At 41.8% G+C, this 14,646-nt stretch carries 12 protein-coding genes and 4 tRNA genes; 4 read left to right on the top strand and 12 right to left on the bottom strand.

Going from position 1 to position 14,646, the window contains the following annotated elements; translation table 11 throughout:
• The first annotated feature begins 444 nt into the window (after positions 1–444).
• The 3 genes from FTV41_RS12055 to FTV41_RS12045 are packed head-to-tail and all read left to right on the top strand — an operon-like array spanning position 445 to position 2,649.
• Positions 445–948, top strand: coding sequence for a YfiR family protein (locus tag FTV41_RS12055; protein ID WP_096902398.1), 504 nt, complete (start codon positions 445–447; stop codon positions 946–948).
• Complete coding sequence (locus FTV41_RS12050; RefSeq protein ID WP_179996605.1) at positions 945–2,180, top strand: diguanylate cyclase domain-containing protein; 1,236 nt, start codon at positions 945–947, stop codon at positions 2,178–2,180. The genes FTV41_RS12055 and FTV41_RS12050 overlap by 4 nt, the downstream gene beginning before the upstream one ends.
• Positions 2,173–2,649 (top strand): OmpA family protein, encoded by a 477-nt coding sequence (locus tag FTV41_RS12045; protein WP_179996604.1) that lies wholly within the window; start codon positions 2,173–2,175, stop codon positions 2,647–2,649. Before FTV41_RS12050 ends, FTV41_RS12045 begins: the two co-directional genes overlap by 8 nt.
• A gap of 190 nt (positions 2,650–2,839) precedes the next feature.
• On the opposite strand, the gene FTV41_RS12040 is transcribed toward FTV41_RS12045, so the two are convergent.
• The 8 genes from FTV41_RS12040 to secA all read right to left on the bottom strand — a co-directional run bounded on the left by FTV41_RS12040 (position 2,840) and on the right by secA (position 9,269).
• Positions 2,840–2,916 (bottom strand) — tRNA-Pro (locus tag FTV41_RS12040).
• Positions 2,917–2,934: 18 nt separating this feature from the next.
• Positions 2,935–3,010, bottom strand: a tRNA-His gene (locus FTV41_RS12035).
• Between the two features lie 38 nt (positions 3,011–3,048).
• A tRNA-Arg gene (locus FTV41_RS12030) sits at positions 3,049–3,125 on the bottom strand.
• Between the two features lie 46 nt (positions 3,126–3,171).
• A tRNA-Pro gene (locus tag FTV41_RS12025) sits at positions 3,172–3,248 on the bottom strand.
• Between the two features lie 153 nt (positions 3,249–3,401).
• Complete coding sequence (gene nadA / locus FTV41_RS12020; RefSeq protein ID WP_179990540.1) at positions 3,402–4,469, bottom strand: quinolinate synthase NadA; 1,068 nt, start codon at positions 4,467–4,469, stop codon at positions 3,402–3,404.
• Between the two features lie 150 nt (positions 4,470–4,619).
• On the bottom strand, positions 4,620–5,840 hold the full coding sequence (gene argJ, locus FTV41_RS12015; RefSeq protein WP_096902401.1) for a bifunctional glutamate N-acetyltransferase/amino-acid acetyltransferase ArgJ: 1,221 nt from the start codon (positions 5,838–5,840) through the stop codon (positions 4,620–4,622).
• Between the two features lie 195 nt (positions 5,841–6,035).
• Positions 6,036–6,392 (bottom strand): hypothetical protein, encoded by a 357-nt coding sequence (locus FTV41_RS12010; protein WP_167845789.1) that lies wholly within the window; start codon positions 6,390–6,392, stop codon positions 6,036–6,038.
• A gap of 162 nt (positions 6,393–6,554) precedes the next feature.
• Positions 6,555–9,269 (bottom strand): preprotein translocase subunit SecA, encoded by a 2,715-nt coding sequence (gene secA, locus FTV41_RS12005; RefSeq protein ID WP_167845788.1) that lies wholly within the window; start codon positions 9,267–9,269, stop codon positions 6,555–6,557.
• Between the two features lie 338 nt (positions 9,270–9,607).
• On the opposite strand from secA, the gene FTV41_RS12000 reads away from it, so the two are divergent.
• The gene (locus FTV41_RS12000; RefSeq protein ID WP_179996603.1) at positions 9,608–10,249 is read left to right on the top strand and encodes a peroxiredoxin; all 642 of its coding nucleotides are present in this window, start codon (positions 9,608–9,610) and stop codon (positions 10,247–10,249) included.
• A gap of 143 nt (positions 10,250–10,392) precedes the next feature.
• Here FTV41_RS12000 and FTV41_RS11995 read toward each other — a convergent pair whose 3' ends face one another.
• The 4 genes from FTV41_RS11995 to trpA are packed head-to-tail and all read right to left on the bottom strand — an operon-like array spanning position 10,393 to position 14,406.
• Positions 10,393–11,439, bottom strand: a complete 1,047-nt coding sequence (locus FTV41_RS11995; protein ID WP_373682958.1) for an SPOR domain-containing protein — start codon at positions 11,437–11,439, stop codon at positions 10,393–10,395.
• Positions 11,430–12,713 carry a bifunctional tetrahydrofolate synthase/dihydrofolate synthase gene (gene folC / locus FTV41_RS11990; protein WP_167845785.1) on the bottom strand — a complete coding sequence of 428 codons (1,284 nt, stop codon included), beginning with the start codon at positions 12,711–12,713 and terminating at the stop codon, positions 11,430–11,432. Before folC ends, FTV41_RS11995 begins: the two co-directional genes overlap by 10 nt.
• Positions 12,710–13,606 (bottom strand): acetyl-CoA carboxylase, carboxyltransferase subunit beta, encoded by an 897-nt coding sequence (gene accD, locus FTV41_RS11985; protein ID WP_168418579.1) that lies wholly within the window; start codon positions 13,604–13,606, stop codon positions 12,710–12,712. The genes folC and accD overlap by 4 nt, the downstream gene beginning before the upstream one ends.
• Positions 13,603–14,406, bottom strand: a complete 804-nt coding sequence (gene trpA, locus FTV41_RS11980) for a tryptophan synthase subunit alpha (RefSeq protein WP_179996601.1) — start codon at positions 14,404–14,406, stop codon at positions 13,603–13,605. Before trpA ends, accD begins: the two co-directional genes overlap by 4 nt.
• Positions 14,407–14,646 lie beyond the last annotated feature (240 nt).

Here is a 14,646-nt window from a genome sequence, read left to right as displayed (position 1 = left end):
AATTTAAACCAATCAATCAATGAAATATTTTCGATCAATCAATCAGTAAAAATCCACACAAGTTGTTCTTCATAATCTCTTAATGATCTTCTCGATGCTTCGTCAGCATCAAGCTAGGTCGGCTATATTACGCTTTATTTCTAAAGTGTCAACTGGTAATTTAAATTATTTTAAACTTTCTTCCTAAAACCCAACTTAATCAAGTTTAATCAAGTCATTGTTTTATCAGAATTTTTAATCTTCATCACCGCCGATGGATGTGCATTATAGGGCAAATATTTCGCCTTGCAACCCCTCTTTTTAAGTTTTATAAGTTTTTTAGTCCGAACGGTTATTTATTCGGCAAAATCATTTAGATCTGTATTATTCTTGCTCAAAATTAGCAGTATGCTTATTTTCCAATATTAGCTACACTACTTTTATGTTCATTCGTGTTGTATTGAAATGACTCAAAATTTAAAAATAATAACCTTGCTGTCATTTGTAGCAATGCAAACACCTATTTTGTATGCTGCACCTGCATCAAATCTTTATAACACTACATTCTCCATTTTAGCGTATGCAAAATGGCAAGCTAGCACGCCCAAACTTTGTGTCGTAAATCAAGATAATATTGCACAACAATTCAAAAAACATGCCCCATTACATAATAAATATGACATTCAACCCATTCAAAGCCATGAAATATCTAAAAGTAATTGTCAAATATTAATTTTTTCTACGCTTTCTGCTGCACAAGAACAACATACCTTAAATACTCAAGTTCGATTTCCAGCCCTATCTATTAGTTTAAACAATCTGGAATGTGAAACTGGCAGCGCTTTTTGTCTTTATAAAAAAAATGATAACTATGCTTTTAAAGTCAACATGGAAAGCTTGACTCAATCTCAAGTGCATATTGATCCGCGTGTATTACTGCTTGCAAAAACATCGGAGTCAAACTCATGAAGCAGTTATACACCCCAATTACCTTGCATCAATTATTCACACGCGCACAACTCACTATCTTTGCTCTGACTTTTACAATTTGTTCAATGATTTTTCTGGTCATTTCAACCTACACCATGAACACCTTCGCAAAAAATAGTTTGCAAAGTTTATCTGCAGCATTAAATGAACGTATTCAACCGGCTGTTGTATTCAATGACCAAATAACACTGAACGAAATTCTCTCTGAACATACGCAGCGTTATTCTATTCGTTCAATTGAAGTACGCTCACCTAAACAGACACGTATTGCCTTTATTGAACAGCAAGGTCTAGAGCATTTTTCAATTCAGGCTTTATTGGACTATCTGTTTTTTAATCATCCTGTTCGGCTGAGTATTGACCATGATCAGCAAAACTATGGTGAGTTGGTGGTGTATGGAAACTCTAGTGACTTGGTCAGTTTTTTTTATAAAATCGTTTTAGGATTAATTTTCGGTTTTATTTTGCTTTTAATTGCTGTGTTTTGGTCAATTAATTCAATTTATCAATATCTCATGCAATCTTTAAGTTCTATTGTCAGCTCGGCACAGGAGATCAGTGCACAAAAAAATTATAAGCTGCGCGTTTCAAATTCAGATATTCAAGAACTTCATGAACTGAGTTATGCCTTTAATGGCTTACTCAATGAGATTGAACAATCCCATAAGAATTTATTGGTTGAAAATCATAAACTGCAATTTCAGTCGCAATACGACAATTTAACGCAGTTGCCAAATCGTAATTATTTTTATGAAACACTGTTTAAGCTATTTACCCAGCCTTCTGCTACGGCTGCAGTATTTTTTTTAGACATTAATAACTTTAACCAAATCAATAACCAATTTGGGCATTTGACGGGCGATAATATTTTACGTGATTCATCACATTGTCTAATTCAGATTTTGCCCTCACATGCGTTTGTTGCGCGTTTAGGTGGCGATGAGTTTGCAGTAATCTTAACTGGCTCACACTCCACTGCAGAATTAGAGGATTATTGTCAAAAGATTCATGCTTGCTATACCTCTACATTTAAGTATGAACAGCAACAAGTTTCCTTAAATGTCAGTATTGGCGTAGCATTGATTGAATATGCAAAAACTCCTGAAAATTTAATTGCCGATGTCGATCGCGCAATGCTCAAAGCCAAACGTGATCAATCAAAATGGTATATTTCACCTCAATCAAACAATAAACAGGTTCCTTATGCTTAAAAAAGTTCTGATCGGCACACTTATTCTTGTTATGGTTTCACTCAGTGCTTGCATGAGTTTGGGGAATGTCAGCTATAAGCAGGCGCGCACGCTAAAACAAGAAGGCTTTATTTTAAGTGATGATGGCTGGACCTTAGCCCTGCCTGAACGCTTGTTATTTGGTTTTGATGAATACGCCATTCAAAATAGCCAAAAAGAACGCCTCAACCAATTGGCACAACAGCTGCATAAATATGACTTGGATAAACTCAAGTTTATTGGTCACACAGACAACGTAGGTTTAGCCAGCTACAATCAAACCCTATCGGAAAAACGCGCCCAAAATGTGGCTCAGATCTTTTTAGATCAGGGTTTTGAAAGAAAAAATATTCAGGTGATTGGACGTGGTGCAACACAACCAATGGTAAGCAATGACACACCAGCAAATCGTGCCACCAACCGACGCGTCAATGTGACGATTGTGCCTTAATAAAAAAGACACTAAAACTTTTCTTATATTGAGCCTCATTCTTGAGGCTTTTTTATGCTGACCAATAACTAATACGAAATCAATTTTAAACCAACAAGGCTTTCATAAATTTCAGGCATAAAAAAACCGCTTAACGCGGTATCTTTATTGACTTAACCATTTCTACTTAGTATCTGTTCTATTTAGAAAATGGTCGGAGCAGTAGGATTCGAACCTACGACCCCCTGGTCCCAAACCAGGTGCACTACCAGGCTGTGCTATGCTCCGTTTATCTCTCAAAGAGATTGGGGTGAATGACGGGATTCGAACCCGCGACAACTGGAATCACAATCCAGGGCTCTACCAACTGAGCTACATCCACCATTATGTTTGGTTCTTTTATACCAAGCTACCAAAAAATGGCGCGCCTGACAGGATTCGAACCTGTGACCATCCGCTTAGAAGGCGGATGCTCTATCCAACTGAGCTACAGGCGCATGACCGATGATACATAATATCATGCGATACGTTGCCTTGAAGAATTGGTCGGAGCAGTAGGATTCGAACCTACGACCCCCTGGTCCCAAACCAGGTGCACTACCAGGCTGTGCTATGCTCCGATTCATCTCAGCTTTTTGTGTATCGCACATCGTGCGGTACGGTGTGCATTCTAGGCGCGACGCCCGAAGACGTCAACACCTATATTTAAAAAAAATTAAAAAAAAGCTTCAACCGTATATTTATCAAACATTTTTGATATTTTTCAATCAATTTTAGCGTTTTAAGCTCGCACTGAAATTCAACATACGATCTAGTGGTAATTTAGCACGTTCTGCCATGGCAGGTTCAACGAATACTTCTTGATCACCCGTTTGCAATACATGCAAAATTCCATCCAATTCATTCATCGCCATCCACGGGCAGTGTGCGCATGAACGACAGGTTGCACCCTCACCTGCAGTTGGCGCTTCAATTAGAATTTTATTAGGTACAGCTTGCTGCATCTTATAGAAAATACCGCGGTCAGTTGCCACAATTAAACGCTCGTGTGGCAAAGTTTTGGCTGCTTGAATAAGCTGCGATGTACTGCCCACTGCATCAGCTACATCAATAACTGATTCTGGTGATTCTGGATGCACCAAGACTGCTGCATCTGGATACATGGCTTTCATATTGGCAATACCGCGTGAACGGAATTCTTCATGCACAATACACGAACCATCCCAAAGCAGCATATCTGCGCCAGTTTTCTTTTGAATATAGCGTCCTAAGTGCTGATCTGGCGCCCAAATGATTTTTTCACCTAAGCTATCGAGATGTTCAATAATTTCAACCGCACAGCTTGAGGTAACGACCCAATCTGCACGCGCTTTTACCGCAGCGGACGTGTTGGCATAAACCACGACTGTATGATCAGGATGCGCATCACAGAAGCGGCTAAACTCATCGACAGGACAACCTAAGTCTAGCGAACAAGTCGCTTCTAAAGTTGGCATAAGAATGGTTTTTTCTGGCGATAAAATTTTGGCAGTTTCGCCCATAAATTTTACACCAGCTACGACCAACGTGGTTGCCGCATGATCACGACCAAAACGTGCCATTTCCAGTGAATCCGAAACACAGCCACCTGTTAATTCAGCCAGTTCCTGTACTTCAGGATCGCAGTAATAATGGGCAACCAAGACAGCATTGTGCTTTTCGAGTTCTGCTTTAATTTGCGCAAATTTTTCCTGCTTGGCTTGCTCACTCAAATGATGTTCTTTGGTTTCACCCAAGCGATCTAAATGCGCCTGCACAATTGATTTGGCTTCATTGGCAATTAAATTGGTCGCATCATTCATAACAACGTCTTCTCTATCTTCATGCTTGCCCGAACACAAGCTTACTCAAGTCACTGATGATATGGGGGCAATTTACTCATTCACCAGCCCTTTGCCGATTGAATGCTAAAAAAGCCTCACAACGGAGGCTTTATCACTCAATTTGAATTTTTACGAACGGTAATCCGCGTTGATCTTGACATAATCGTAAGACAAGTCACAAGTATAGACTGTATCTGTCGCTTGACCACGTCCTAAATTTACACGAATGGTCATTTCGGTTTGTGCCATGACTCGCGCGCCCGCTGCTTCGGTATAGTCGGCAGCAGCACCGCCATCTTTGCAAATTTGCACATCATCCAACCAAACCTGAATTTTTTCAACGTCTAAATTTGGCACGCCTGCATAACCAATTGCAGCAAGAATACGCCCCCAGTTTGGATCTGAGGCAAAAATGGCCGTTTTTACCAATGGTGAATGTGCAATGCTGTACGCAATATCACAACATTCTTGGGTATTGTCACCATCTTCAACACGTACCGTGATGAATTTTGTTGCACCTTCACCATCACGGATAATCAGTTGTGCCAAACGCAACATCACACGATTCAAAACATCTAATACCACAGCATAACGCGGGTCATTTTCACTGCAAATTTCAGTGCCACCCGCCTGACCTGTCGCCACCAAGATACATGAATCATTGGTCGAGGTATCGCCATCTACAGTAATACGGTTAAACGATTGTTCTACGCTGTGTTTGAGCAATTGCTGCAAGATGTCACGTTGAATTGGTGCATCGGTTGCAACATAGCTGAGCATGGTCGCCATATTTGGGCGAATCATACCTGCACCTTTAGAAATGCCTGTCATGCTATAAGTAATACCATCTAACTCAAACTGCTCAGATGCACCTTTTGGCGTGGTATCTGTGGTCATAATACCTGTCGCAGCATCATGCCAAGCATCCTCACGTAACGATGCCAGCGCAGGCGCTAAACCAGCAACCAAGCGCTCAATCGGCAATTGCTCACCAATCACACCTGTAGAAAATGGCAAAACTTCTTGGGTAGATACACCTGCCAATTCAGCCAATTTGGCACAGGTGATTTCTGCATTTTGCATACCCAATTTGCCTGTACCCGCATTGGCATTACCTGTATTAATGACCAAATAACGCGGATTGCCTTGAGCTAAATGTGCTTTGGACACATGCACAGGCGCAGCGCAAAATGCGTTTTGAGTAAATACGCCCACTACATTTGAGCCTGCTGCAAATTCAAAAATAACCAGGTCACGTCGGTTCTGATAACGCACATAAGCCTCTGCTGAACCAATTTTTACACCTTTGACCACATGCATGTGTGGCATAGAGACGTCACCAACTGCCATTTTGAAATTTCCAGTACAAATTTGAGAATGTCACAGCTTAGTGGAAATTGAAGAAAAAATCGAGCATCCTCCCTGCTTGATTCAACTTTTGTTAATACACAAGGTCATATATAAAAAACCAGCCCGTATGGACTGGTTTTAATCTTCAATGTAATACATCAGCAACTAAAATTATACTGATTGAGCCTATTGGGATTATGGCGTAGTCGCAACCACGGTTTCACCCAATAAAGCCTGTTTTGCACGTTCTTGACTTGCTGCAGATAAAGCAGGATTTGCAGCCACAATACGATTTACATTGGCAGCATTCGCAGGTGCAATCGCTGCAGTATGCAACACGATTGGACGCTGATCTGGATTGGCAAAGGTATAACGAATACCTGTGCGTGGGCTTGCCACAGTCACGTGACCATTATCCACTTGTACCTGTGCAGTGGTCGCACCCACAGCAGCTTGAACTTTTGCAGGAGTTGTCGTTGTTGCCGCATTTGCAAATGTGAAAGTAGGCAAGCTCAAGGCAACAATCATTAAAGGTTGTAATACTTTTTTCATTTTTTGTTCCACACATGGATATTGCATGTGCAACTAAATAGCATTTAATTCCAAAATCTGCAAATGCTATACACATCTTGCAAAACTATTACCACAAAGATTTTGCGCCCAAAATACAAAAAAGCAGAGCCAAAGTTCTGCTTAAGTTGTAACAAGTCAGGTTTAGATTTTACCGTGACACTGTTTATATTTCAGTCCTGAACCACATGGGCATGGCGAGTTACGGCTTGCAGGTGGAACAACCGTTTGCTCAGCAGCACTGTACTGTGGTTCTGATTCAAAGGTTTCGCCCGTTAAACCATCTACATCAGCATGTGAAAGATTAAGCTGCATCGCTTCTGCTTGCGCTTGCTGCTGTGCTTCCATCGCTGCCAATTCTTCAGGTGTTGGGACATGCACACGCGAAAGATCGGTAACAACATCGGCTTTAATCACGCCCAACATATTCACAAACAAGTTAAAGGCTTCTTTTTTGTACTCTTGCTCAGGATTCTTTTGTGCATAACCACGTAAATGAATACCTTGACGCAAATAGTCCATCGCCGCCAAGTGATCTTTCCAGTGACGATCAAGTGAACTGAGCATAAAGTGGCGTTCTAGCATCGCAGCAGATTCATCACCCATTTGCTCACGACGTGCACGGTAACGTGTCACAATTTCATCGGCAATACGTTCAACCAAAGCTTCTTCATCTAGGCGACGATCATCTTCGAGCCATTGGTTAATTGGTAATTCGACGCCCAAATCATCACGCAAGGCACGCTCTAAACCTTCAATATCCCATTGATCATGAATCGATTCTGGTGGAATATAATTGGCGATCATACCTGTGACCACTTCACGGTGCATTTCTTCAATATAGTCTTGCAGCGTGCTTTCTGCCAGAATATCATCACGCTGTGAATAAATGATCTTACGTTGTTCGTTGTTTACGTCATCGTATTTCAACAAGTTTTTACGGATGTCGAAGTTACGTGCCTCAACTTTACGCTGTGCATTTTCGATAGAGCGTGACACCATTTTGTGTTCAATCGCTTCATCTTCCTGCAAGCCCATAGCACGCATCATTGCTACAACACGATCACCTGCGAAAATACGCATTAAGTCATCTTCAAGTGACAAATAGAAACGTGACACGCCTGGGTCACCCTGACGACCTGCACGACCACGCAACTGGTTGTCAATACGGCGCGATTCGTGACGTTCTGAACCAATAATGTGTAAGCCACCTGAACTTAACACCATGTCGTGATTTTGTTCCCACTCTGCCTTTAAACGCGCTTCATCTTCAGGGGTTGGGTTTTCAATTTTGGCTAGCAAGGCTTTCCAGTTACCACCTAGCAAAATATCTGTACCACGGCCTGCCATGTTCGTGGCAATAGTCACCGCACGTGGTGAGCCTGCTTGCGCAATAATGTCAGCTTCGCGTTCGTGTTGCTTCGCGTTCAATACTTCGTGCTGAATACCCGCTTCACGCAGTTTATCCGATAAAATTTCTGAAGCTTCAATGGTCGCTGTACCAATCAGAATTGGTGCGACACCTGCTTCATGCACACGTTGAATTTCTTGAATAATCGCGTTGTATTTGCCTGTACGGTTTAAATAAATTAAATCGTTTTGGTCGTTACGAATCATTGGTCGGTGGGTTGGAATGATGACGACATCTAGACCATAAATTTCTTTCATTTCTGCAGCTTCAGTGTCTGCAGTACCCGTCATTCCTGACAGTTTTTTGTATAAACGGAAATAGTTCTGGAAGGTTGTGGTCGCTAAAGTCTGGTTTTCAGGCTGAATTTCCAGACCTTCTTTGGCTTCTACCGCTTGGTGCAGACCTTCTGACCAACGGCGACCAGGCATGGTACGACCTGTGTTTTCATCGACAATAATTACTTCACCATCATGGATGATGTAGTGCACGTTACGTTGATACAGGAAGTGCGCACGAATAGCTGCAGATACGTGATGCACCAAATTCAGGTTAGATGCAGAATACAGACTTTCGCCTTCTGCCAATAAACCCATTTGAATTAATTCATTTTCTACCGTTTCATAACCAATTTCGGTCATTTCTACAGTACGTTGTTTTTCATCAATCCAGAAATGTCCACCATCGGCTACTTTTTCTTCTTTTTGTGCATGCAATTTTGGCGGAATGGTGTTGATTGCTGCATATAACTGCGATGAGTCATCACTTTGACCAGAAATGATTAATGGGGTACGTGCTTCATCAATTAAGATCGAGTCCACTTCATCAATAATGGCATAAGTCAGACCACGCTGTTTTTTCTCACTCAGCGAGAACACCATGTTGTCACGCAAGTAGTCGAAACCAAATTCGTTATTGGTACCGTAGGTAATGTCTGCGCGATAAGCCTGTGCTTTTTCAGTCGGGTCTTGCATGGAATAGATAATGCCAATGCTTAAACCTAAAAACTCAAATAAAGGGCGGTTGAGTTCGGCATCACGCTGTGCCAAGTAGTCGTTCACAGTAATGACGTGCACACCCTGACCGCTTAAAGCATTTAAATAACAGGCCAAAGTTCCCATTAGGGTTTTACCTTCACCTGTACGCATTTCTGCAATTTTACCTTCATGCAAGGTAATACCACCAATCAACTGCACGTCATAGTGACGCATGCTCATGACACGTTTGGCGGCTTCACGACATACTGCAAATGCTTCTGGTAATAATTTATCTAAACTTTCGCCTTTGTTATAACGTTGTTTGAATTCTTCGGTTTTTGCAGATAAGTCTGCATCGCTTAAGGCAGATATCGTCGGCTCGAGCGCATTAATCTTGTCTACGATTTTACGCATGCGTTTGAGTTCGCGCTCATTTTTAGTACCGAAGATTCCTCCGATCAGACTTGCCAACATGAATAAACTCTCTAAATCTTGCTTGTCAAATAAATAGGTTTTTCTTAGTGGTTATTATGGTGCTAGAAATTTGAAGTACAAGGGTTTTGCACAAAAACCTATTAAAAATTCCAATCTCTACTTGCCATTTCTCGCTGCTAAGTGGCAGTTAATGTAACAAATTTCGAGCGGACGATATATAGCAATCACACATGAATCTATTTTGAAAATGCAATAAAAACGACACAGCATATTCAATTTACTCATAAGAACATACAAAAACACTATTTATTTTTGCAAAAGAAATAACGCATAGTAGTGTTCATTCAACATACAACACAAAACATTAGAGGCACAGCATGACCATTCGCTTAGGTGACACCGCACCCAACTTTACACAAGACTCAAATGAAGGCCAGATTGATTTTTATGAGTTTTTAGGTGACAGCTGGGGGATTTTATTTTCACACCCTGCCGACTACACGCCCGTCTGTACCACCGAGCTAGGCTATACCGCAAAACTGAAAGATGAATTCAGCAAGCGCAATGTCAAAGCGATTGCACTTTCTGTAGATGATGCTGAATCTCATAAAGGCTGGATTCAAGATATTAACGAAACTCAAGATACAACGGTTAATTTCCCAATTCTTGCTGACCAAGATCGTAAAGTGTCTACCCTGTACGATTTTATTCACCCGAATGCCAGCGAAACACTGACTGTCCGCTCATTAATCATTATTGATCCAAATAAAAAAGTACGCTTGATCATTACTTATCCTGCTTCTACAGGACGTAATTTCCACGAAATTTTACGTGTCATTGATTCACTACAACTGACTGACAATTACAAGGTTGCAACACCTGCCAACTGGCAAGATGGTGAAGATGTGGTGATCGTGCCTTCCATTCAGGATGAAGCGGAACTTAAAGAACGCTTCCCAAGTGGATATAAAGCCATCAAGCCTTATTTGCGTTTGACCAAACAACCGAACCGCACTTAATTAAGTGTTACATGAGCAAGCCTATCTTCGGATAGGCTTTTTACAATCAAAGCATTTGAAACACGCCTAAATTCAATCAGCATTAAAAAAGGATTTAACCCAAAAGATTAAATCCTTTTTAATAAACATTTTGATCGAATGATCTAGTCGCGTTTATCTAACGGTACCCAGTCAATCACCCATGCAGATTTCATATTCAAACTTGGGTCTGCGGTAATTTTCTTACGGGTTGCATCGGCAGCATCACGGTCTTTAGATGGCCCAACCATAATCCGAACCCCTTTAGACGTTGGACTTTGGGTGACTTTATAACCTTTGGCTTTCAGTTTTGCCGCCAAAGCATCGGCATTGGCTTGGTTAGCAGCCAAAGCCACTTGTACCATCCACTGCTTATCGCCTTCTTCCAATAACTTACGTGCTTTTTCAGCTTCAGCCTTTTTCTTGGCAGCTTCTTCAGCTTTGCGTTTTTCCTCGGCTTTACGCTTATCTTCGGCAGCCTTACGTTCTGCTTCTTTTTTCGATTCTGCTGCTTTTCGCTCTTGTTCAGCTTTACGTTTTGCATCGGCTTGGCGTTGTTCTTCCGCTTTGCGCTTCTCTTCTGCAATGCGTTTTTCTTCCGCTAAACGCTTTTCATCTGCTGCTTTTTTCTCTGCAGCACTACGCTCTTGCGCAGCTTTTAACTCAGCAGCTTTCTTGGCATCCGTTGCTTTTTGCTGCTCTAACTTCTTTTGCTGAGCGGCTTTTTCTTCAGCCAAACGCTTTTGCTTGGCTTGTTCATCTTCGACCAATTCAGGCGGAATATTGTCAGAACTTTGCTGCTGACCAGAACGTAATGCATTTAAGGCAGCATATTCTTCTGCAGCTTTACGCGCTGCTTCTGCTTCTGCCTGTTGTTGCATCGCTAAAAACTCAGCTGCACGTGCTTCTTGCTCTGCCACTGCTTTTTCACGCGCACGGCGCTGCTCTTCAAGCAGACGCTGCTCGGTTTGCACATCGACAGTTAAAGGTTGCAATTGCACCATTTCTGCCTGATTGGCATTTTTATGTTGAACTTGTTCGGCTTGGCTTGGGGTTTTCACATTATTTTGATGTATTTCTTCTTGCCCTTTTAAAAGCAATGCTGCCAATAAAACACCACCACCTAATAAAACAACGCCACCCATCCAGCGCTGTTTGTTATTCATTGACATTCTTCCAAATACTCCCATACCGCTTCTAAGGTATGAAATGATCCACATACCAAAATCAGCTGATTATTTTTTGTTTCATCCAGTGCTGATTTAAAAGCCAATTGTATACTGTCGAAGTGTTGTATTGTTTCGCCTTGCAAAGCCTGATCCAAAACCGTGATCTCCGCCGCACGAGGCACATTTAATGTGGCAATTTTCCACATTACGACACTATCTTTCAATAACTCAACCACAGAATTTATATCTTTATCTGCAAGCATTGAAAAAACACTGACCACTTCAGTGTACTGTTTATTGTAATTTAAGAAATTGCGCAATTGCTTTAACAAAAATTCAACGCCATGCGGGTTATGTCCTGCATCAAAAATCACGGTTTTGCCCTGAATTTGACGAATTTCAAAACGTCCCGCCAATTTGGCCGTTTGAATACCTTGTGCAATTGCGTCTTGGGTGATTTCTAAACCACTGTGCAAGACTGCTGCCACAGCCGTTGAAATATTATCGAGGGCTAAACTGCCTGTTGGAAGTTTTAAGGTACAACCCGATGCAGCAAACATCCATGACTGACCATCTTGCATATCCCGATAAAAATAATCACGATTCAAGACAAACAAAGGTGCATTGCAGGTTGCTGCTTTGTCGTGAATAGCTTGAGGCAAATCTTGCTGACCTGCAAAAATGACAGGAATGTTAGGACGAATAATGCCTGCTTTTTCATAGGCAATTTTTTCGATGCTATCGCCTAACCAATCGACATGATCTAAACCGATATTGGTAATAACCGCCACATCAGGATTGACGACATTGACCACATCTAAGCGTCCACCTAAACCGACTTCAAGCACCCATACATCGCAATCACGTGCTTTAAAAATCACAAAGGCTGCCAAAGTCGTGGCCTCAAAAAAAGATAAACTCAGATCGCAATCACGTCGTGCTTGATCGACTTGCACAAAAGCATCAATCAAACTTTGGTCATCGATTTCGACGCCTGCTAATTTGACTCGTTCATTAAAACGGTAAATATGTGGCGATTGGTACAACCCAACCCGATAGCCCTGCGCATTTAAAATAGCCGCTAAAGTGGTTGTGGTTGAGCCTTTGCCATTGGTTCCCGCAACCGTAATGACTTTAGCTTTAGGATGGGTTACACCCAATTTTTCTGCAACGGGAATGACCCGTTCCAAACCTAAATCAATACCCGTAACGTGAACATGGCTCCAATAATTGAGCCATGTGTTTAAATCATCGGTTGCAAGAGGTGCTGTGTTCAAGGCAAATTCATCAGTTTCGACACAATGCGATAAACTGTATCACGTAATGCATGACGATGGACAATTTGATCGACCACGCCATGATCAAGCAAGTATTCTGCACGCTGGAACGGTTCTTCCAGTTTTTCACGTACAGTTTGCTCAATCACACGTTTACCTGCGAAACCAATCATCGCTTTAGGTTCAGCAATGTGTACATCACCTAACATTGCCAATGATGCTGTTACACCGCCATATACAGGATGAGTCAACACCACGATGTATGGCAAGCCTGCTTCTTTCATACGCTGAATCGCTGCAGAGGTACGCGCCATTTGCATTAAAGACAGCATGCCTTCTTGCATACGTGCACCGCCAGATGCAGCAAAGCAAATTAGAGGTTGTTTCTGTTTAATAGCACGTTCAGCCGCTTGAACAAAACGGTCACCAACAACAGTACCCATTGAGCCGCCCATAAAGTCGAACTCAAATGCACAAGCAATTACTGGCATTTCTTTGAGTAAGCCTTGCATTACCACCAAAGCTTCAGTTTCCCCTGTTTTCTTTTGTGCTTCAGACATACGCTCAGGATAAGCCTTACTGTCTACAAAGTTCAGCGGGTCTTTGGCAGAAAATTCTTGACCTAATTCTTGTTGAACTTGATCTAGGAACCAAGTTAAACGCTCACGCGCTTTCATACGTAAATGTTCGTCACATTGTGGACATACATACGCATTAAAAGACATTGCGGTACGGGTGACTAACGCATGACATTCAGGACATTCAATTGTTGGTTCAGTGAAAATAGCTTTTAAGGCTTGTTGTTCATCTGGTGTTTCAATACCAGGCACACCACGTTCAGTCCACGGCGTCGATGGGCTTAGAATTTTCCCTGTTTTCACTTCTTGATTCATACTAACTCATCGAGCGCAGCTCGAAGCTCCTTCACTTTATTAACCGTTGCAATGACGGCTTGTTCTGGGGCAAGGCTCGCAAATTGTTTTACAAAAGCACTTCCGACAATGACTGCATCGGCAGCTGCACCCATTGCTTTGGCAGAGGCAGCATCGCTGATACCAAAACCTACGCCAACCGGCACATTTGTTACAGATTTAATTTGTTGTAAGCGTGTTGCAGCTTCTGCAACATCAAGTGTTGCTGCGCCTGTCACGCCTTTCAAAGAAACATAATAAATAAAGCCACTGGCTTGGTTTGCAACAAATTGAATACGCTCTGGTGTAGAAGTTGGCGCTAACAAGAAAATTTGATTCATCCCATATTTATTCAGGACTTCATCAAATTCTTGGGCTTCTTCAGGTGGTAAATCGACCAGAAGTACACCATCGACACCACAGTCATGTGCATATTCAACAAACTTTTCATAACCAATGACTTCTACAGGGTTTAAATATCCCATCAATACCACAGGAGTTTCCTGATCTTTTTGACGGAACTCTTTGACCATGTTTAAAGCATCTAGCGTATTGGTTCCACCTGCCAACGCTCGCTCTGCAGCGAGGGCAATTACTGGACCATCAGCCATTGGGTCTGAAAACGGCAAACCTAATTCAACGACATCTACCCCTGCCTCGACCATTTGATGTAACAACGGAACTGTGACTTCTGGATGAGGGTCACCTGCCATAACATAAGAAACCAAGGCCTTACGCTGTTGAGATTCAAGCTGTGCAAATCGTGTGGCTAAACGTGACATAGGGTTGTATTTTCCTTGAATGATTAAAACTGAGACATTTGCTATTGTAGAAATACAAATTGACCCATTGTAACGCTATTTTTTACTCAATGAATAGCGCACAGGCATGAGTTGCTGCATTTCTGTTTGCAAAACGATTTATTCAGAACAACCGCGAGGCTACATTTACTGATATTTGCGCTTTTTTCTCAATGATCAAAGATGCCTAATTTTGCCTGCTTATCGGTTTTTGAAACTTGC

Origin of the sequence: Acinetobacter sp. YH16051, from assembly GCF_013417135.1 — a bacterium.
GTDB classification, from domain to species: Bacteria; Pseudomonadota; Gammaproteobacteria; order Pseudomonadales; family Moraxellaceae; genus Acinetobacter; species Acinetobacter towneri.
Note: the sequence above shows the minus strand (reverse complement) of the source record. Positions and strands in the feature narration are given on the sequence as shown.

Coding starts and splice junctions, on each gene's coding strand:
- FTV41_RS12055 (WP_096902398.1), top strand. CDS start 445: ATGACTCAAAATTTAAAAATAATAACCTTGCTGTCATTTGTAGCAATG.
- FTV41_RS12045 (WP_179996604.1), top strand. CDS start 2,173: ATGCTTAAAAAAGTTCTGATCGGCACACTTATTCTTGTTATGGTTTCA.
- FTV41_RS12050 (WP_179996605.1), top strand. CDS start 945: ATGAAGCAGTTATACACCCCAATTACCTTGCATCAATTATTCACACGC.
- secA (WP_167845788.1), bottom strand. CDS start 9,269: ATGTTGGCAAGTCTGATCGGAGGAATCTTCGGTACTAAAAATGAGCGC.
- FTV41_RS12010 (WP_167845789.1), bottom strand. CDS start 6,392: ATGAAAAAAGTATTACAACCTTTAATGATTGTTGCCTTGAGCTTGCCT.
- FTV41_RS11995 (WP_373682958.1), bottom strand. CDS start 11,439: ATGTCAATGAATAACAAACAGCGCTGGATGGGTGGCGTTGTTTTATTA.
- accD (WP_168418579.1), bottom strand. CDS start 13,606: ATGAATCAAGAAGTGAAAACAGGGAAAATTCTAAGCCCATCGACGCCG.
- argJ (WP_096902401.1), bottom strand. CDS start 5,840: ATGGCAGTTGGTGACGTCTCTATGCCACACATGCATGTGGTCAAAGGT.
- FTV41_RS12000 (WP_179996603.1), top strand. CDS start 9,608: ATGACCATTCGCTTAGGTGACACCGCACCCAACTTTACACAAGACTCA.
- nadA (WP_179990540.1), bottom strand. CDS start 4,469: ATGAATGATGCGACCAATTTAATTGCCAATGAAGCCAAATCAATTGTG.
- trpA (WP_179996601.1), bottom strand. CDS start 14,406: ATGTCACGTTTAGCCACACGATTTGCACAGCTTGAATCTCAACAGCGT.